19 protein-coding genes are annotated in these 19,410 nt (G+C 40.7%); 12 read left to right on the top strand and 7 right to left on the bottom strand.

Translation table 11 applies throughout. From position 1 onward, the window contains the following. Positions 1 to 97: 97 nt before the first annotated feature. The 5 genes from ubiD to V6W77_RS00560 all read left to right on the top strand — a co-directional run bounded on the left by ubiD (position 98) and on the right by V6W77_RS00560 (position 6,288). Positions 98 to 1,561, top strand: a complete 1,464-nt coding sequence (gene ubiD, locus V6W77_RS00580; RefSeq protein ID WP_334253483.1) for a 4-hydroxy-3-polyprenylbenzoate decarboxylase — start codon at positions 98 to 100, stop codon at positions 1,559 to 1,561. Positions 1,562 to 1,640: 79 nt separating this feature from the next. After that, entirely contained in the window at positions 1,641 to 1,820 is a 180-nt protein-coding gene (locus V6W77_RS00575) for a hypothetical protein (RefSeq protein ID WP_334253482.1), read from the top strand. Then, positions 1,813 to 2,097, top strand: a complete 285-nt coding sequence (locus V6W77_RS00570; RefSeq protein ID WP_334236396.1) for a type II toxin-antitoxin system RelE/ParE family toxin — start codon at positions 1,813 to 1,815, stop codon at positions 2,095 to 2,097. The genes V6W77_RS00575 and V6W77_RS00570 overlap by 8 nt, the downstream gene beginning before the upstream one ends. 394 nt (positions 2,098 to 2,491) lie before the next feature. Further along, on the top strand, positions 2,492 to 5,503 hold the full coding sequence (gene rne / locus V6W77_RS00565) for a ribonuclease E (protein WP_334253481.1): 3,012 nt from the start codon (positions 2,492 to 2,494) through the stop codon (positions 5,501 to 5,503). A 137-nt stretch (positions 5,504 to 5,640) separates the two neighbouring features. Beyond that, entirely contained in the window at positions 5,641 to 6,288 is a 648-nt protein-coding gene (locus tag V6W77_RS00560) for a hypothetical protein (RefSeq protein ID WP_334253480.1), read from the top strand. A gap of 92 nt (positions 6,289 to 6,380) precedes the next feature. Here V6W77_RS00560 and lysM read toward each other — a convergent pair whose 3' ends face one another. Beyond that, positions 6,381 to 6,824 (bottom strand): peptidoglycan-binding protein LysM, encoded by a 444-nt coding sequence (gene lysM / locus V6W77_RS00555; RefSeq protein ID WP_283386378.1) that lies wholly within the window; start codon positions 6,822 to 6,824, stop codon positions 6,381 to 6,383. Between the two features lie 244 nt (positions 6,825 to 7,068). Here lysM and V6W77_RS00550 point away from each other — a divergent pair, with 244 nt between their 5' ends. The 7 genes from V6W77_RS00550 (at position 7,069) to V6W77_RS00520 (ending at position 13,671) form a co-directional block, all read left to right on the top strand. Beyond that, positions 7,069 to 7,506 (top strand): DNA polymerase III subunit chi, encoded by a 438-nt coding sequence (locus V6W77_RS00550; protein ID WP_334228787.1) that lies wholly within the window; start codon positions 7,069 to 7,071, stop codon positions 7,504 to 7,506. Next, the gene (locus tag V6W77_RS00545) at positions 7,500 to 7,946 is read left to right on the top strand and encodes a GNAT family N-acetyltransferase (protein ID WP_334253479.1); all 447 of its coding nucleotides are present in this window, start codon (positions 7,500 to 7,502) and stop codon (positions 7,944 to 7,946) included. Before V6W77_RS00550 ends, V6W77_RS00545 begins: the two co-directional genes overlap by 7 nt. 1 nt (position 7,947) lies before the next feature. Next, positions 7,948 to 8,118 (top strand): hypothetical protein, encoded by a 171-nt coding sequence (locus V6W77_RS00540; RefSeq protein ID WP_167325175.1) that lies wholly within the window; start codon positions 7,948 to 7,950, stop codon positions 8,116 to 8,118. Next, positions 8,108 to 8,701, top strand: coding sequence for an ATPase (locus V6W77_RS00535; protein WP_334253478.1), 594 nt, complete (start codon positions 8,108 to 8,110; stop codon positions 8,699 to 8,701). Before V6W77_RS00540 ends, V6W77_RS00535 begins: the two co-directional genes overlap by 11 nt. A 294-nt stretch (positions 8,702 to 8,995) precedes the next feature. Then, positions 8,996 to 10,114, top strand: coding sequence for a DUF4268 domain-containing protein (locus tag V6W77_RS00530; RefSeq protein WP_334236401.1), 1,119 nt, complete (start codon positions 8,996 to 8,998; stop codon positions 10,112 to 10,114). Positions 10,115 to 10,132: 18 nt separating this feature from the next. After that, on the top strand, positions 10,133 to 12,997 hold the full coding sequence (locus tag V6W77_RS00525; protein ID WP_334253477.1) for a valine--tRNA ligase: 2,865 nt from the start codon (positions 10,133 to 10,135) through the stop codon (positions 12,995 to 12,997). A 92-nt stretch (positions 12,998 to 13,089) separates the two neighbouring features. Continuing rightward, positions 13,090 to 13,671, top strand: coding sequence for a hypothetical protein (locus tag V6W77_RS00520; RefSeq protein ID WP_334253476.1), 582 nt, complete (start codon positions 13,090 to 13,092; stop codon positions 13,669 to 13,671). Positions 13,672 to 13,790: 119 nt separating this feature from the next. Here V6W77_RS00520 and V6W77_RS00515 read toward each other — a convergent pair whose 3' ends face one another. From V6W77_RS00515 to zwf, 6 genes are all read right to left on the bottom strand, one after another. Next, the gene (locus V6W77_RS00515; RefSeq protein ID WP_025235312.1) at positions 13,791 to 14,384 is read right to left on the bottom strand and encodes an SGNH/GDSL hydrolase family protein; all 594 of its coding nucleotides are present in this window, start codon (positions 14,382 to 14,384) and stop codon (positions 13,791 to 13,793) included. A gap of 132 nt (positions 14,385 to 14,516) precedes the next feature. Continuing rightward, the gene (gene gnd, locus V6W77_RS00510; protein ID WP_334228780.1) at positions 14,517 to 15,971 is read right to left on the bottom strand and encodes a decarboxylating NADP(+)-dependent phosphogluconate dehydrogenase; all 1,455 of its coding nucleotides are present in this window, start codon (positions 15,969 to 15,971) and stop codon (positions 14,517 to 14,519) included. A 107-nt stretch (positions 15,972 to 16,078) separates the two neighbouring features. Further along, positions 16,079 to 16,768, bottom strand: coding sequence for an aspartate/glutamate racemase family protein (locus V6W77_RS00505; RefSeq protein WP_334253475.1), 690 nt, complete (start codon positions 16,766 to 16,768; stop codon positions 16,079 to 16,081). Next, the gene (locus V6W77_RS00500) at positions 16,765 to 17,115 is read right to left on the bottom strand and encodes an avidin-fold protein (protein ID WP_334253474.1); all 351 of its coding nucleotides are present in this window, start codon (positions 17,113 to 17,115) and stop codon (positions 16,765 to 16,767) included. The genes V6W77_RS00505 and V6W77_RS00500 overlap by 4 nt, the downstream gene beginning before the upstream one ends. A 14-nt stretch (positions 17,116 to 17,129) precedes the next feature. Then, the gene (gene pgl, locus V6W77_RS00495; protein ID WP_334253473.1) at positions 17,130 to 17,828 is read right to left on the bottom strand and encodes a 6-phosphogluconolactonase; all 699 of its coding nucleotides are present in this window, start codon (positions 17,826 to 17,828) and stop codon (positions 17,130 to 17,132) included. 50 nt (positions 17,829 to 17,878) lie between these two features. Further along, positions 17,879 to 19,366 (bottom strand): glucose-6-phosphate dehydrogenase, encoded by a 1,488-nt coding sequence (gene zwf, locus V6W77_RS00490; protein ID WP_334253472.1) that lies wholly within the window; start codon positions 19,364 to 19,366, stop codon positions 17,879 to 17,881. Positions 19,367 to 19,410 lie beyond the last annotated feature (44 nt).

Below are 19,410 nucleotides of genomic sequence, written 5' to 3'. Positions count from 1 at the left end.
CTAGCAAAACCAAATAAAATTTCTATAAATTTTTTATGGGTATTTTTCATCCGCATTTTTCTATATACTTGCAAAAAACTTCAAAAATATGACCGCTATGAAATATAAAAATTTACGAGAATTTCTTGATTTACTTGAAGCACAAGGTGAGTTAGTTCGTATTAAACAAGAAATCGACCCTTATTTAGAAATGACGGAAATTGCCGATAGAACCTTAAGAAAAGGTGGACCGGCATTGTTGTTTGAAAACCCTAAGGGTAGCCAAATTCCTGTACTATGCAATTTATTCGGCACACCAAAACGAGTGGCGATGGGAATGGGGCAAGAAGATACCAAAGCCCTGCGTGAACTAGGTAAACTGCTCGCCTTTTTAAAAGAGCCTGAGCCGCCAAAAGGTTTCAAGGATTTAATCGGGCAGCTGCCGCAATGGAAGCAAATTCTCAATATGCCGCCGAAAGTGTTAAGTCGAGCAGAATGCCAGCAAGTGGTTATTTCGGGCGATGAGGTCGATCTCACTAAGTTGCCTATTATGCACTGCTGGAAAGGCGATATAGCCCCACTCGTTACTTGGGGGCTGACGATTACGCAAGGTCCGTACAAAAAACGCCAAAATCTAGGGATTTATCGCCAACAATTAATCGGCAAAAACAAGCTCATTATGCGTTGGCTCTCGCATCGTGGCGGGGCGTTAGATTTCCAAGAGTGGAAAGCCGAAAACCCCGATAAACCATTCCCTGTTTCAGTTGCCATTGGGGCAGATCCGGCAACGATTTTAGCCGCCGTTACGCCAATTCCCGATACACTCTCGGAATACGCATTCGCCGGGCTTTTACGTGGTAATAAAACGGAAGTGGTAAAATCGATTTCAAATGATTTAGAAGTGCCGGCAAGTGCAGAAATTGTACTTGAAGGCTACATTGATTTAGAGGAAACCGCATTAGAAGGTCCTTACGGCGACCACACGGGTTACTACAACGAACAAGAATACTTCCCCGTGTTTACCGTTACCCATATCACAATGCGAAAAGATGCGATTTATCATAGTACCTACACAGGCAGACCACCTGATGAGCCGGCGGTGTTAGGCGAAGCGTTAAATGAAGTCTTTATTCCAATTTTACAGAAGCAATTCCCTGAAATTGTCGATTTCTATCTGCCACCGGAAGGCTGCTCCTATCGTTTAGCAGTCGTTACGATGAAAAAGCAATACGCAGGGCACGCTAAACGGGTAATGATGGGCGTTTGGTCATTCTTACGCCAATTTATGTACACCAAATTTGTAATTGTGTGTGATGATGATGTGAACGCTCGAGATTGGAAAGATGTGATTTGGGCGATCACCACCCGTTGCGATCCGGCACGAGATACTACATTAATTGAAAACACCCCGATTGATTATCTTGATTTTGCCTCGCCAATTGCCGGCTTAGGCTCAAAAATGGGGATTGATGCTACCAACAAATGGGCTGGCGAAACCACCCGTGAATGGGGAACACCTATCGAAAAAGATGAAAGTGTGGTAAAACGTGTTGATGAGATTTGGGAACAACTCGGCATCTAACTAACAAGCGACTAATTTGACAAACTAGAATGAAAGGCGGACAATGTTCTAAAATTGTCCGTTTTAATAGGAGCAAGTTATGTTAAAAGAAAAAGGATATGATGAGTTTTTAGCTGAAAAAATCCGTATTGGTAGGGAACAAGCTCGAGCAGGACAGGGAGTTCCGCTTGAAGTCGCTAAACAGCGTGCCAAAGAGAAGCTAGAACGTAAAATTAGAGAGATGGAATTAAGCCGAAACAGAGATGTGATTTATGGCTAATCTTATTTTAACCACACAAGCTGAAAATGATATTGATGAAATCATTGATAATGTGGTTGAATTTACAGGCTATGAGCAAAGTGGTATTAAGCTCCACACTGATATCTTTAAGAAATTAAAGTTGCTTGAATTTATGCCTACAATTGGCATTACTCGTAATGACGGCACACGAGAAACTTTTGTACGAAATTATCGAATAGTGTATGAGATTGTTGAAGAAGATATTTTTATTATTACAATTATTCACACTCGCCGACTTTACCCTCGCCCTTCTTAATAACCCACAAGCGGTTAAATTTGCAAAAAAATTTGTAAATTTAACCGCTTGTGTTTTTTATATTCAACAACAAAATTCAATAAAATTAATTCGCAACAACGGCTACAATTACCTTGCTTTTAAAAGGGGTAAAATGCGATAATACCTTGTTATTTTTGCCTGTAAAAAGCAACGGAAAATTTGCAAAAATTTGGCAAAAAATAACCGCTTGCAAAAATCTTCAGCAAGCCATAAGTGATTGATTTTGCAGTTTCTTTGAGACAAGAAAAAGTAAACATAAGACAACTATCAACACTTTTATTAGGAATTAAGACAGTCGTGAGATAGACATAAAAACATTCCTGAATAATGGGGCAAACAGCCCGTGTAAAATGAACAATAATGAGAAAACACAATGAAAAGAATGTTAATCAATGCAACTCAAAAAGAAGAGTTGCGTGTTGCCCTTGTTGATGGGCAGCGTTTATTCGACCTAGATATTGAAAGTCCGGGGCACGAACAGAAAAAATCTAATATCTACAAGGGTAAAATTACCCGTGTTGAACCAAGCCTTGAAGCAGCATTCGTTGATTACGGTGCAGAACGCCACGGTTTCCTACCTTTAAAAGAAATTTCCCGTGAATACTTCCCGTCAGACTATGTGTTTAACGGTCGTCCAAATATCAAAGATATTATCCAAGAAGGACAAGAAGTTATCGTTCAAGTCAGCAAAGAAGAACGTGGTAATAAAGGTGCAGCCTTAACCACTTTCATTTCTCTTGCGGGTAGTTACTTAGTTTTAATGCCAAACAATCCGCGTGCAGGCGGTATTTCCCGCCGTATTGAAGGCGATGAGCGTTTAGAGTTAAAAGAGGCTTTAGACTGCTTAGATGTACCTGAAGATGTCGGTTTGATTGTACGTACTGCCGGTGTGGGAAAATCACCTGAAGAGTTGCAGTGGGACTTAAAAGTGCTATTGCACCATTGGGACGCCATTAAAAAAGCGGCAGAGTCTCGCCCTGCACCTTTCCTAATCCATCAGGAAAGTGATGTGATTGTACGTGCCATTCGTGATTACTTACGTCGTGATATTGGTGAAATATTAATCGACAACAAAAAAGTATTCGAAAAGGCGAAAAATCACATTCGTTTGGTTCGCCCTGATTTCATCAACCGTGTGCGTTTATACGAAGGCGAAGTACCGTTATTTAGCCATTATCAAATTGAATCGCAAATTGAATCTGCATTCCAACGTGAAGTACGTTTACCGTCAGGCGGCTCAATTGTTATTGATGTAACAGAAGCCTTAACAGCGATTGATATTAACTCATCACGTTCAACTCGCGGTGGCGATATTGAAGAAACTGCCCTTAACACTAACTTAGAAGCGGCAGATGAAATTGCTCGCCAATTACGTTTACGTGATTTGGGCGGTTTAATTGTGATCGACTTTATCGATATGACCCCGGTTCGTCATCAACGTGAAGTGGAAAACCGCATTCGTGAAGCAACACGTCAAGACCGTGCAAGAATTCAGTTTGCTCGCATCTCTCGTTTCGGTTTGTTAGAAATGAGCCGCCAGCGTTTAAGTCCATCATTAAGTGAAGCTTCATCGCATATCTGTCCTCGTTGTCAAGGCACAGGTAAAGTGCGTGATAATGAGTCTATTGCCCTTTCAATCTTACGTTTATTAGAAGAAGAGGCGATTAAAGAAAACACGGCTCAAGTTCACACCATTGTGCCGGTGCAGATTGCAACTTATTTATTAAACGAAAAACGTAAAGCAATTTCAAGCATTGAAAAACGCCACGAGGTTCAAATTGTGGTTGTACCGTCTGAAAGTATGGAAACCCCACATTTCAGCGTGTATCGCCTGCGTGAAAATGAAGTAACACCAACCTTGAGCTACGATTTGACCAAACATTACGAGGCACGTAGCGAGGAAGAACCACACCATCATTCACATAACCATAATGATGATGCCTTAGTAACTCGCAATGAGCCTGTGATTACCGTTGAATCTGTATTACAAAGCACCGAGCTAAACCTTCAACCTGCACCAACACCGGTTGAACCGGCGAAACCATCTCTATTCAGCCGTTTAATGGCAACGATTAAAGGCTGGTTTGCAGCAGAAGAAAAAGTGGAAGAAAAACCGAAACCGAAATCTCGCAATCAACGTGATCGTCGCCAACGTCGTGAACGCCCGAACCGCAATACAAAAGCGGAAAATCAAGAGCGTAAACAACAGCAAAATCAAGTAGCGTCTCAAGAAGAAAAAGCTACTCGTACTGAGAAAAAACAACGTCGTGCGGTGGTTGAAGAAGTAGCTGGCGTAACTGATGCACAGGAAAGTCGCAATAATCAACGAGAAAACCAAGTAGAACGCCGCCAACGTCGTGAATTACGCAAAAAAGTGCGTGTTGAGGCAGTAGAAGCTGTAAGTGAAAATTTAGTACCATCAACAGTCGAAACTCTTGCGGTTAAACTAGATGATGTTGAAAATGTGCAAAAAAATGATGACAAACACTTGTGTTTGAACGTTGGCTTAGCCAACGGCTCCGAAGGAGCGAGCGTAGCGAGTAATATTCAACCGCTTGTAGCAGTAGAAGCTATTGCTGAAAACAACTCTGAAAGCCGTGATAACAACCGCCAACGCCGTTTGCCTCGCCATTTACGTGTAGGTAATCAGCGTCGTCGTGAGAATCAGCGTGGTAATGCAACTTCTGCAATGCCATTGAGCTCAGCAGTTGCTTCGCCTGAACTTGCCAGCGGTAAAGTTTGGGTACAATTTGCAACTCCGGCAAAAGCGGAAGAAAAAGTACAATTCTTATCGGTTGATCAAATGCTTGAACAGCAAGAAATCCAACCTGTTGAAGCAGAGAAAAAAGCAGCTGATAAGAAAACACTTTCTGTTAGCCCGTTAGGTGGATTTGTTGCTCAGCCGACTAATCGTGATTTAGTCAAAGAAAAACAAGAGGAACACGCTAAGCCTAAAGCAGAAAAAGGATTAGAACCGGAAATTCAAAAATCAGAAGTAAAAGAACATATTGCTCCATTTGGCAGTGTGGTTACTCAACCTTCTGAGCGTGATTTGGTAAAAGAGAAGAATGAGCGTGTTGGTAAATTTCAATCAAAAGCGACTTCTGCTCCAGCCATTGAAACAGTATCTCAACAAGTTATTGAAGTGCCTGTTTCAAGCTATGAAAGCAACTATAGTTTTAACGGTCGCTTAGGCACATTCTCCCGTGCTGAACATACCAAAGCGGAAATGACTGTTGCTGCACCACCAACAGAAAGCTTAGACTCTTTTGCTATTAATCAGTGGCAAAATTCTAAATATTATTTCTACGGTAAGGGTTTCGGTGGTTACACTAGTGCGGTAAGCCAAGTGCAATCTGCACCTCGCTCAACCAATATTGAGTAAAAAACTCTAAACTAGAATGCCTATTGATTAAAAATTAATAGGCATTTTTTATAATATGAACTTTTTATGATTTAATCAGCCTAAGCAAATACATTGCAAAATGTATTTGTTTATTTTTTTAATTTAAGGAACTCGGAATGAAAAAAACAATTTTATCTTTATTAGTGTTAGGTACAACAATGACGCTTGCAGCGTGTGATCAAGCAAAAGAAGCAACTCAAGCAACAGTAAACAAAGCTACTGAAGTGAAAGAAGCAGTTGTTGAAAAAGCAACAGAAGTTAAAGAGGCAACGAAAGATGCTATGCAAGCAACAGCAAATAAAGCGGAAGAAGCTAAAAATTCTGTTGTTGAGAAAGCAGCAGAAGTTAAAGCAGTAACTGAAGCTAAAACTGACGAAGTAAAAGAAGCAGCCAAAGAAGCTGTACAAGCAACGGCAGACAAAGCCGAAGCCGCTAAAAATGCGGTAGTTGAGAAAGCAGCTGAAGCAAAAGTAACTGCTGAAGCAAAGATGGAAGAATTAAAAGAAGCTACTAAAGATGCTGCACAAACCGTTTCAGATAAAACAGAAGCCACAAAAAATGCAGTAGTTGAAAAAGCAGAGGAGGCTAAAGTCGCAACAGAAGCTAAAGCTACAGAGTTAAAAGCAGCAGCTAAAGAAGCCGCACAAGCAACATCAGATAAAGCAGAAGCAGCTAAAAACGCTGTAGTTGAAAAAGCAGCAGAGTTAAAAGAAGTAACTGAAATGAAAGCTGAAGAAGTGAAACAAGCGGTAGAAAGTAAATAACAATTACTCAAAAGCTCTGCAAATGCAGAGCTTTTTTATCAACTACTCTTATATAAAAAGAGCTAAACTTTCACAAGTTTAGCTCTTCTTAATTATAAACCTTTTGGAATTCGGATTTTTTGACCTGGGAAGATTTTATTTTCGTCTTTAATCACTTCTTTATTCGCTTCCACAATCGCTTTATATTTTGCACCGTTGCCGTATGCTTTCGTTGCGATTTCCCATAAAGTATCGCCTTTTTGGATAACGTAAAACTCATCATCGCCGGCTAACTGTTCTTCTCTTGCAAGTTGTAAGGCATCAATATTCACGTTAGTAATACCGGCTACGTTACCTGCCATCAACACCGCTTTCTCAACAGCGGCTGCACTTGAAGCAATACCGGAAATTTTCGCTACACCATTTTCAACGGTTACATTCACATTTTCAACGCCCGGATTATCTTGGCTCAAATGTTCAGTAACGGCTTTTGAAGCATCTTCTTCTTTGTTAAATAATTTACGACCAATGTCGCCTACGAAATCAAATAAGCCCATAGTAAGTTCCTCATAATAAGACTGGGGTTTCATTTTACACAATTTCCACCGTTGGAAATAGTGCATTCCAGCTATTAGAACAAGTAAAAGTGAATTAGTTCAACCTCAAACCTCCTGAAAAACGCCACAAGCGGTGCTTTTTCGCATATTTTTTGCAAAAAATGCCGCTTAGATTTTATATTTGCCTGATTTTCAGCTAAAATCTACCGTTTAAGTACATCAATATATTGTTTAGGAATATGCTGTGAAACAAGTGCAATTTTATCTTCTAAGCCAAACCGATTCAGCCGATATTTCAGCCGCTGAAGCTCAGGCTTGTGAACTTGCCGCTCAAGCGTGGCGATTAGGTAAACGAGTGCTTATTGCCTGTGAAACAGAACAACAAGCCTTCAATATTGATGAAGCACTTTGGGCAAGAGATCCTGATTCTTTCGTACCACATAATTTATCGGGCGAAATTACTACTTACCCAACGCCGATTGAAATTTCGTGGAAAGGTAAACGCAACGCACAACATCGGGATTTACTAATTTCATTACAAACAGAATTACCCGATTTTATTAACAGTTTCAATCATATTATTGACTTTGTGCCGGTGGAAGAAACTGCCAAAGCACAAGCACGCGAACGCTATAAACAATATCGCCAATTAGGTTGGCAGCTGGAAACCGTGCAATGCTAAACACAATAAATTGGCAAGCCAAGACTTTTGGGCAACTTTCCACCCAAGAGCTATTTGAAATCTACAAACTCCGCACCGCCGTGTTTGTGGTTGAGCAAAATTGCCCTTACCAAGAAGTGGACGACAAAGACCTACAAGCGGTGCATTTCTTTGCAAAAAATGCAAAAAATCTGACCGCTTACTGCCGTCTAATTCCAAGTGATGATAGCGTACATATCGGCAGAGTGTTAGTGGTAAAAGAGGCTCGTGGTTCAGGCTTGGCAAGGGAATTAATACAAAAAGCACTGGATTATTGCTGTGAGCATTTCCCCACGCAACCTATCCACGCCCAAGCCCAAAGTTATTTGCAAGGGTTTTATGAAAGTTTTGGGTTCAAAGCGGTGTCGGGCGTGTATTTGGAAGATGGGATACCGCATTTGGATATGGTTTGGGAGGAATAAAATGACAAGCCGTGAAGAATTACTCAAAAAACAACGTGAGCTGGATATTCTTTTTACTGCGTGGTTTGAAGAAAAGAAAAAGCACGAAGTGCTAACTTACCGCCGAGAAAATGGGGATTTGATTCAACATTATCCAGACGGCACAGAGAAAGTGATCAAATATGCTCAATAGCCTAGCGATTTTTTACTGTGGCACAAACGGAGCCGGTAAATCTACTTTGCGATCTTTCAATCAAGATAAAGTCGAAATTGTGATTGATTCCGATAACATTGCAATGCAGATTAACCCGACTAATCCAAGACTAGCCGATATTGAAGCAGGCAGAAAAGCAATCGAGCTATTTCAGTTTGCGGTAAAAAATCAAATTGCATTCTCAATGGAATCAACGCTTTCGGGAAAATCTATTCTAAAACGAATGGAAAATGCTAAGGTTGGAAATTTCAGAACTCGACTAAATTATATCGGTGTTGATGACCCTGATATTAACATTGAACGGGTAAAAGCAAGAGTCAAAGCCGGCGGACATTTTATTAACGAAGAAACCATTAGAAAACGTTACCACATCAGCCGTGAAAATTTAATTGATGCAATTTTTATCAATGATGAAACGCTGGTTTATGATAACTCAAAAACAAAGCCAAATTTGATTTTCCAAATTGCGGATAAGAAAGTAATAAAAATTTCAGACAAAATACCGAATTGGTGTAATCTGCTTTGTGATGAATTGGTGAAATTAGGGTTTGAAATTACCTAGCACGAGCCGAGCTAGGCTAGATAATCCCAGCTCCTTCGGAGCTGAAATTTAGAAAAGAATAAAGAGCCACAGCGTGGCTCGGCTATACTTAACCCCACACGGCTCGTGTGGGGTGACAAGCGGTTAAATTTAAGAAAAATTTTGCAAAAAACTTCTCAAAACAGATCGCTTGTAAAATACCAACGATAGCGCCCGTCTCTGACGGGTGCTTAAATAAATAGGCACTCGTCAGAGACGAGCGCCATCGGGGTCACAAGTGATTATATTTAAATAAACTTCTTCTATTAAAACAATATGTACATTCTAAATCAAACTCAAAAAGAATTAGAGAAAATCCCACAAACATCATTCTCAGAACATAATTTAAAGGAAAGATACGATTTACAAGAGTGGATTGATAAATCGCCTCAAATATTAGGAGAAGATTTACTTATAATCCAAAAAGAATTTAGTGGATTCGATAAAACTAAGGAACGCTTAGACTTATTAGCCATTGATAAATCTGGAAATTTAGTTCTAATTGAGAATAAATTGGATGATAGTGGTAAAGATGTGGTCTGGCAAGCGATAAAGTATGCCTCCTATGTTGCTAATTTAAGTAAGAATAAAATAATTAATATTTATCAAGAATATTTAAATAAAAAAGAACAAGGAACTGATGCCACTGATGAAATTAGTCGGTTCTTAGATAAAGATTTTGAACAAATAGATCTCAATATTGGTTATAGACAGAGAGTTATTTTAGTATCTAAAGAATTTCAACCAGAAGTTACAAGTACGGTACTATGGCTTAGAGGAAATGGTATAGATATACAATGTATAAAGGTTATTCCATATAGGCTAGGAGATAAAATATTAGTAGATGTAGATAAAATTATCCCTCTTCCTGAAACTGGTGAGTATCTCATAGGATTAAGAGATAAAGAAATTGAAGAAAGGAAAATTAGCAAAAACAGGCTAGAAAATGAAAATCTCCAATCAGAATATTGGGTAGAGCTTCTAGCATATTGTAAATCTAAAAATTTCCAATTATTTAAAAATAGAAATTTTTCCTCTAGTTCTTGGATCGGTACAAGTAGCGGTGTAATTTCAAATCTGAGATATAATTTTATTTTACTAAAGAACTCAATTCGAGTTGAATTATATATAAATGATCAAGATAAAGAGACTAACAAAAAGTTATTTGATGCTCTATATGCATTTCACACAGAAATAAATTCAAATTTTGGAACTCCTCTAAATTGGGAAAGGTTAGATGATAGAAAAGCCTCTAGAGTATCATTTGGTACACAATTTGATAGAGATAATAAAGATGAGTGGGATATTGCTATAAGATGGCATTATGAAAATATGAAAAAATTTGAAGAATCGCTTAGACCATTTATTCAAAAAATTTCATCTGAATATATTTGATTTAAAAGAGAAAAACCAATGACAAAACAATTCACAATGGAAGACCGTTTTAACCCTTCCGCCGTAGAGCAAGCACTCTACCAACACTGGGAATCGCAAGGCTATTTCAAACCGAGCGAAGATATTAATGCACCAAGCTACTGTATCGCCATTCCGCCGCCGAATGTGACGGGCTCGTTGCATATGGGGCACGCGTTCCAACAGACGTTGATGGATACCTTAATCCGTTTCAACCGTATGGAGGGCAACAACACCCTTTGGCAGGCGGGGACTGACCACGCAGGGATCGCGACCCAAATGGTGGTGGAGCGTAAAATCGCAGCCGAAGAAGGCAAAACCCGCCACGATTATGGTCGTGAGGCGTTTATCAACAAAATCTGGGATTGGAAAGCCTATTCGGGCGGTACAATCAGCCAGCAAATGCGTCGCTTGGGCAACTCGATTGACTGGGATCGTGAGCGTTTTACGATGGACGAGGGCTTGTCTAATGCGGTGAAAGAGGTATTCGTTCGCTTACACGAAGAAGGCTTGATTTACCGTGGAAAACGCTTGGTAAACTGGGATCCGAAACTGCACACTGCCATTTCTGACCTTGAAGTGGAAAACAAAGAGAGCAAAGGCTCGCTCTGGCACTTCCGTTATCCGCTTGCGAACGGTGCGAAAACGGCTGATGGTTTGGATTATTTAGTGGTGGCAACCACCCGCCCTGAAACAATGTTGGGCGATACGGCGGTTGCGGTTCACCCGGAAGATGAGCGTTATCAATCGCTAATTGGTAAAACCGTCATTCTACCGCTTGCCAACCGTGAAATTCCAATTATTGCCGATGAATATGTGGATCGTGAGTTCGGTACGGGCGTGGTGAAAATTACCCCTGCACACGATTTCAACGACTACGAAGTGGGCAAACGTCACGGCTTGCCGATGGTGAATGTGATGACGCTCAATGCCGATATTCGTGCGGAAGCGGAAATCATCGGCACAGATGGCAAACCGCTTGCAGGCTATGCCGCCCCAATTCCAGCTGACTATCAAGGCTTAGAGCGTTTTGTGGCTCGTAAGAAAATCGTGGCAGATTTTGAAGCGTTGGGCTTATTAGATCAAATCAAACCACACGACTTAAAAGTGCCTTATGGCGACCGTGGCGGCGTGCCGATTGAGCCAATGCTAACCGACCAATGGTACGTTTCTGTTAAGCCTTTGGCGGAAGTGGCGACCAAAGCGGTGGAAGACGGTGAAATCCAATTCGTGCCGAAACAGTACGAAAATCTCTACTTCTCTTGGATGCGTGATATTCAAGACTGGTGTATCTCTCGCCAACTTTGGTGGGGACACCGCATTCCTGCGTGGTATGACGAGCAAGGCAACGTGTATGTTGCACGAGATGAAGCGGAAGTGCGGTCAAAATACAGCTTAAATTCAGACGTGGTGTTAAAACAAGACGAAGACGTGCTAGATACTTGGTTCTCATCAGGCTTATGGACGTTCTCAACGTTAGGCTGGCCGGAACAGACCAAAGAACTGAAAATGTTCCACCCGACCGATGTGTTAATCACGGGTTTTGACATCATCTTCTTCTGGGTGGCTCGTATGATTATGTTCACGATGCACTTCATTAAAGATGAAAACGGCAAACCGCAAGTGCCGTTCAAAACCGTGTATGTGACGGGCTTAATCCGTGACGAGCAAGGGCAAAAAATGTCCAAATCGAAAGGTAACGTGCTTGACCCGATTGATATGATTGACGGTATCAGCCTTGATGATTTACTCGAAAAACGCACCGGCAATATGATGCAGCCACAACTGGCTGAGAAAATCGCCAAAGCAACCCGCAAAGAGTTCAGCGAAGGCATTGTGGCACACGGTACGGACGCCCTGCGTTTCACGCTCACCGCCTTGGCAAGCAACGGTCGAGACATCAACTGGGATATGAAACGCCTAGAAGGCTATCGCAACTTCTGCAACAAACTGTGGAATGCAAGCCGTTATGTGCTAACTAACGACAAACTGGATTTAAGTGAAGGTGATGTAGAATTTAGCCTAGCGGATCGTTGGATTGAAAGCCAATTCAACCGCACGGTGGAAACCTTCCGCACAGCATTAAGCCAATACCGTTTCGACTTAGTGGCGAATGCGATCTACGAATTCACTTGGGATCAGTTCTGCGACTGGTACTTGGAGCTGACCAAACCGATCTTCTTCAAAGGCACAGATGCACAACGCCGTGGAGCAAGTCGCACACTGGTGAATGTGTTGGAAAAATTACTGCGTTTAATCCACCCGGTAATGCCATTCATCACCGAAGAGATCTGGCAAAAAGTGAAAGGCTTTGTGGGAATTGAAGCGGATACCATTATGTTGCAAAAATTCCCGCAATTTGACCCAGCTGCCGTGGACGAACAAGCCGAAAACCAAATCAACTTTATTAAAGAAGTGATTGTGGCGGTGCGTAACATTCGTGCGGAAAGCAACATCGCCCCAAGCAAAGGCTTAGACTTAATCGCCCGTAACTTCTCAACGGACGAAGTGGCAATCTTAAACGCTAACGAAGTATTGCTCAAATCAATGGCGAAACTTGATAGCGTGAAAGTGCTGGAAAATGGCGAAAACGCACCGCTATCTGTGGCGAAATTGGTGGCAAATGGCGAGATCTTGATCCCAATGGCAGGCTTTATCAATAAAGAAGCTGAGTTATCTCGTTTAACCAAAGAGATGGACAAACTCAAAGGAGAAGTGGCTCGCATCGAAGGCAAACTCTCCAACGAAGCTTTCGTTGCCAAAGCTCCGGAGCAAGTTATCGCCAAAGAGCGTGAAAAAATGCAAGAGTATCTGAGTGGATTAGAGAAATTGCAGGTGCAATATCAAGAGATTGAAGCACTGTAATTGATTAACAAGCGGTGGATTTTGTAAAATTTTGCAAAAATCTGACCGCTTGTTTATTTTTAAAGTATTTATTTAACTAAAGGGCTCACACTATGTGTAAAAAATTATTTCTCTTTCCTATTATTCTTTTATCTTTATTAACAGGCTGTACAAATAGTATATCAACATTTTCAGCCCCTGATCTTAATGAAAAAGGCATAGTGCTTTTATCAGTAACAGATAGAGGGCTTTTTGCATCTACCGGTGTTATATTTTCTGTTGAAGCTAATCAAACGAAAGAGCGATTAGTCGTTAAGGATTTCCCTATTGCTCTTCCTACCCAAGCGAAAGTGAAAAAATTCTTTGGAGCATTCGCATTACCAGAAGGTAATTATAAATTCACCTCTTATCGTTTTATTCAAACCGCAGGTACACCAATTAAAGAACCAAACGAGCCATTAACTTTTACAGTGAAAAAAGGTGAGATCGTTTATATCGGTAATTTTGATGTTACTCGTTTCTTGGAAAGTGGGATCTTTCGTGATAAATACGATGAAGATATTACAACATTTAAATCAGAATATTCTTGGCTAAATGGATTAAATATCAAAAAAGAGCTTATTCAACCTGTTTGGTGGTCTTCGGAAGAAGGTAAGAAAATAAGAGAGAAAATGGAAAAATCTCAGAATAAGTAATTATGAAATGTAAGAATATCTCTGTAGATCAGATAAATTAAAATACTATAATTGAACACAAGCGGTCAGGATTTTGTAAAATTTTGCAAAAATCTGACCGCTTGATCTTTCAGTAAAAACTATAAATTAGCTTCCAAAATCGCTTTTAAGCGATCATACCCCGCCTGAGTAAAATGCAAGCCATCGTGGCATAAATTAAGATCGAGCTTGCCTTCTTCATTTTCAAAATGCGTCCAGGTTTTCACATAAGTGAGATAAGATGGGCAGTTTGCCTCAAAATAGGCATTCATTTCTTTAATTGGCGGATTATCGGTAGTAGCGATGTTATTGACCGGGGTCGCCTCCAACAAGAAATAACGGGAATCCGGCGAAATAGCTTTTAGGCTTGCCACAATTTCCTCAATCCAATCCAATACTTGTTTTGGGGAATAGTCAGGCTCTTTCACGATGTCGTTCACACCTAAGAAAATAAAAACGTTCTTGCCTACATATTGAATACGATTTGGCTTAATAATCACATCTAAATATTGACGGGTGCTAGTGCCGGATAAACCTAAATTCGCCACACTTTGCCCTGCCAAACTTGGCGTACCTTGTTCCATATCACCCCACATATCGAACAGTGAATGACCGATAAGGCTGATATCCGCCTGTTTTTTAAACTCCGCTTCTTTGGTTTGATAGCGGTTAAAAATATCTTGATCTGTTAGCATAGGTTCTCCTTATATAGTAATGAAATATCGCTCCATTATTATACACCTTTGGAAATATTTACTCCAAGAACTATTGACGAAAATTTGATATAAAAAAGCCACTTAAATGTATTAAGTGGCTTGGAAAATTAATTACACATCATAAGTGGTTGAGGCAGTATTACCGCCACGACCTGTCCAGTTAGTGTGGAAGAACTCACCGCGTGGTTTGTCGGTACGCTCGTAAGTGTGAGCCCCGAAGTAATCACGTTGTGCTTGTAATAAATTAGCCGGTAAACGCTCCGAAGTATAGCCATCTAAGAACGTAATTGCTGACGACATACAAGGCACTGGTAAACCAATCTCAATTGATTTCGCCACCACTTTACGCCAATCGGCTAAGCAGTTTTCTAAAATCTCTTTAAAGTATGGGTCTGAACCTAAGAACACTAAGTATGGGTTTGCTTCATACGCATCACGAATGTTGCCTAAGAAGCGGCTGCGGATAATACAACCCTCACGCCATAAAAGTGCGGTTGCACCATAGTTGATGTTCCAGCCAAAGTTTTCAGACGCTTCACGAATCAACATAAAGCCTTGTGCATAAGAGATGATTTTTGAAGCTAATAATGCACGGCGAACTGCCTCCACCCACACTTTTTTATCACCTTCAACTTTACCGATTTCTTTGTTGAACAGTCTTGATGCCGCAACACGTTGATCTTTAAATGCAGACACACAACGAGCAAATACCGATTCAGTAATTAGTGTTAATGGAATACCGAAATCTAAAGCATTGATACCCGTCCATTTACCTGTACCTTTCTGCCCTGCGGTATCAAGAATTTTCTCAACTAATGGCTCACCATCTTCATCTTTATAAGCAAGAATTTCAGTCGTAATATCGACCAAATAGCTATCCAATTCGGTATTTTGCCACTCTTTGAAGATTTCGTGCATTTCATCGTAGCTTAAGCCTAAGCCATCTTTTAAGAATTGGTAAGCCTCGCAGATTAACTGCATATCGCCATATTCGATCCCGTTGTGAACCATTTTCACGAAATGACCTGCACCATCACGCCCCACCCAATCACAACAAGGCTCACCTTGTTCGGTTTTTGCAGAAATGGCTTGGAAAATTGGTTTTACATATTGCCACGCAGATTCATCACCGCCCGGCATAATTGATGGTCCGTGTCTTGCACCTTCTTCACCACCTGAAACGCCCGAACCGATAAAACGAATGCCTTTTTCTGCTAATGACTGCACTCGGCGGTTAGTATCCGGATAGTTTGAGTTACCACCATCAATAATGATGTCGCCTTCTTCTAAATGCGGCACTAACGCATCAATAAATTGATCCACCACATCACCCGCACGTACCATTAACATTACACGGCGTGGTTTTTCCAATTTAGCGGCTAAATCTTCTAAAGAGTAAGCCCCAATGATATTGGTGTCTTTTGCAGGACCTGCTAAAAACTCATCAACTTTTGACGTGGTGCGGTTATACGCCACCACTTTAAAGCCGTGATCATTCATATTTAAAATTAAGTTTTGCCCCATTACCGCTAAACCGATAACGCCGATATCGCCTTTTACTGACATTGTTTGCTCCTGTTGTTTTTTAATTCGGTAAGCGGTCGGATTTTATGAAGATTTTGCAAAAAATTTTATAAATTTGACCGCTTGTAAATATTAAATCTATTGTTTAGTTAGCCTAAAACAAACTCCACCGCCATTTGGCTATGCAATGCTGCGGTATCAAAAAACGGTAATTCACTGTCTGATTGCTGAATTAACAAACCGATTTCAGTACAGCCTAAAATTACGCCTTCAGCCCCTAGTACCGCTAAATCTTTAATCGTTTTGAGATAAAAATCTTTTGAGTTTTGCTCGATTTTACCCAAGCATAATTCATCAAAAATAATCCGATGAATCTCTTTCTGCGTGCTTTCGTCAGGCACAATAGGCGTAATACCACGCTCAAGTAAACCATCACGATAAAAATTATCGCTCATTGTAAACTGTGTGCCAAGTAGAGCGACTTTGCTCAATCCTTTTGCTTGAATGCTATCTGCAACGCAATCTAAAATATTCAAAAACGGAACAGAAATATTATCGGTAATCTGATTTGCTACTTTGTGCATCGTATTGGTGGCGAGCAAAATACCCTCTGCCCCAGCTTGTTCTAATAAACTTGCTTGCTCTGCCAAAATTTCGCCTGCACGTTGCCAGTTTCCCTGTTTTTGGTGTTGAACAATTTCTTCAAAATTCACACTTGAGATAAAAATTTTTGCACTGGAATTTCCACCCAATGCTTGATTTACTGCACGGTTAATATTCAAATAATAAGATACCGTGCTTTCTGCACTCATTCCGCCTAAAATTCCGAGTGTTTTCATAAGGTTTCTTCGCTATTTATCTCTATAATTTGTGATTGCCCTGTTTCCAATGTGTCGAGCCATTGCCAATGCTCACGCCCAACTAATTTTCCATTATCTACCGAAAATGTAGTTACACAACGCCCAAGACGATTTTCCAATCTCTGATTTAAATGTTGGTAGCTAAACTCAATTTGACAATCTGAAATCCATTTACCAATTAAAAATCCTTTTAAAATCTCACCGCCTTGATATTCCGCCCAGATCATTTTATCTTGTTGAAAATAATAAAAACGTGTTTGATTACTCACTTCACCACTTTCACTATTTTGCACGGCAGAAAAGATTTTGTTATTAAGGTTAAACATCACTAAAACTTCCGCTAAAGATATTTCGCCGCATCACTATCCAAAACCCACTCCGTTACGCCATTTTTTGCTTTAATTTTGGCCGCTGGGTAAGGTAGGTTTTCTGCAGGTGTGGTTTGGATTTCTTTTAAAATTTCTGCTTTTGAAGCCCCTGTTACTAAATAAGTAATGCGTTTTGCTTTTTCAATTAGTGATGCCGTTTTAGAAATGCGGATTTGCCCCGTTTCGGGATGCTTGGCAATGACTGCGACATTTTGATCGTCAAAATCGGTTTGGTGTGGGAAAAGTGAAGCGGTGTGTCCGTCTGTTCCCATTCCTAAAATAATCCAGTCAAATTCAAGGTTTGGCACGCAAGCGGTTAATTCTTGTGAAAATCTTGCAAGTTCTTGTTCGACATTTTCCTCGCCACGAATACGGTGGATATTTTCTGCCGGAATATTGATATGGTCGAACAGTAATTTTTGTACTTCGCCGTAGTTACTTTCCGGATCGGTTGGGGAAACCATACGATCATCCCCCCACCAAAAATGGAGATTTTGCCACTGAATTTCGGTGTTAAATGGGACTTGTGCCAACGTTTTAAATAATAATTTTGGCGTTGAACCACCAGAAAGTGAAATATGCACCGGGCGGTTTTGTTCGCTATAGGTTTTAAATTCTGCTGCGATTTGCTCTACTGCTGCTTGGGCGGTTGGGAAAATAACTTTATTCATAATTTGCCTTGTTATAACACCCCTCGTTTAGAAAAGAGGGGAACTGAAATTTACACTTTTTTCTTTAAAGTACCGGACGGTTTTCGCCATACTTTACCGTGTTTAGCAATTAATTTATCTGCTTGAGTTGGTCCCCAAGTACCTGATTCATATTCATAAACACGTCCACGATTCGCTTTGTAATCCAAAATCGGTTGCACGAATTTCCAACAAGCGTGTACCGCATCGGTACGGGCGAATAAGGTCGCATCGCCTTTTAACGCATCCAATAATAAACGCTCATAGGCAGTGAGTAAGCTGGAAGAGGAACTTAAATCCGAATAGCGAAAATCCATTGAAACCTCTTTCGCCTCAAAGCCGGCACCCGGTTTTTTCAAGCCGAAACGCATTGAAATGCCTTCGTCCGGCTGAACACGGATAATCAATTTATTTTCCGGTGCATTTTGGCTGAATACAGGGTGTGGCGTAGTTTTAAAGTGGATCACAATTTCCGTTACACGGGTTGGCAAGCGTTTACCGGTACGCACATAGAAAGGCACGCCCGCCCAACGCCAGTTGTCGATTTCACATTTTACTGCCATAAAGGTTTCGGTGTTGGAATCTGCCGGTACGCCTTTTTCTTCTAGGTAGCCGACCACTTCCTCGCCATCCACCGTGCCTCTAGCGTATTGTCCTAAAATCACATCGTTCTTCACGTCTTCTTCTGACAACGGGTGCAAGCAGTGCAACACTTTCGCTACTTCATCACGCATTGAGTTAGCGTTGATAATTGCCGGCGGCTCCATTGCCACCATTGCTAATACTTGCAATAAGTGGTTTTGGAACATATCACGCATTGCACCGGAATCATCATAGTAACCGCCTCGATCTTCTACGCCGATAGATTCCGCTCCTGTGATTTCCACATAATCAATAAAATTGCGGTTCCAAAGCGGTTCAAATAAGCCGTTAGAGAAACGTAACACCAATAAGTTTTGAACGGTTTCTTTGCCTAAATAGTGGTCGATACGGTAGATTTGATGCTCTTCAAAACATTTGTGGATTTGAACGTCTAATTTTTTAGCGGTTTCAATGTCATAGCCGAACGGTTTTTCTACGATGATACGTTTCCAGCCGAACTCTTCGGTGGTTAAGCCGTGAGCGGCTAAACATTCAGGGATCACGCCATATAAACTTGGCGGTGTAGAAAGGTAGTAAAGGGTGTTGCCACCGGTTTGATATTTATCGTGTAATTCATCAAGACGTGGTAATAATTTAATATAATCGACCGCATCAGAAGTGTTGATTGCTTGATAATAAAGATGTTCGCAAAATTCATCTAGTTTTGGACCGCTTGCTTTCTCAAATTTGACTAACGCATCACGCATTTTTTGGCGGAAAGATTCATCACTTAATTCAGAACGGGCAACACCTAATACCGAGAAATGTTCGCCGAGTCTGCCGATTTTATATAAATTGTAAAGGGCGGGAATTAATTTACGAAAAGTTAAATCACCTGAGGCACCAAAAATGACGATACAACTATTTTCAGCATTCATCTTTTATTTATCCTGTATTTGTTAAAATATTGTTTATTGCAAGA

Origin of the sequence: Mannheimia indoligenes, from assembly GCF_036880405.1 — a bacterium.
Classification (GTDB): domain Bacteria; phylum Pseudomonadota; class Gammaproteobacteria; order Enterobacterales; family Pasteurellaceae; genus Mannheimia; species Mannheimia indoligenes.
Note: the sequence above shows the minus strand (reverse complement) of the source record. Positions and strands in the feature narration are given on the sequence as shown.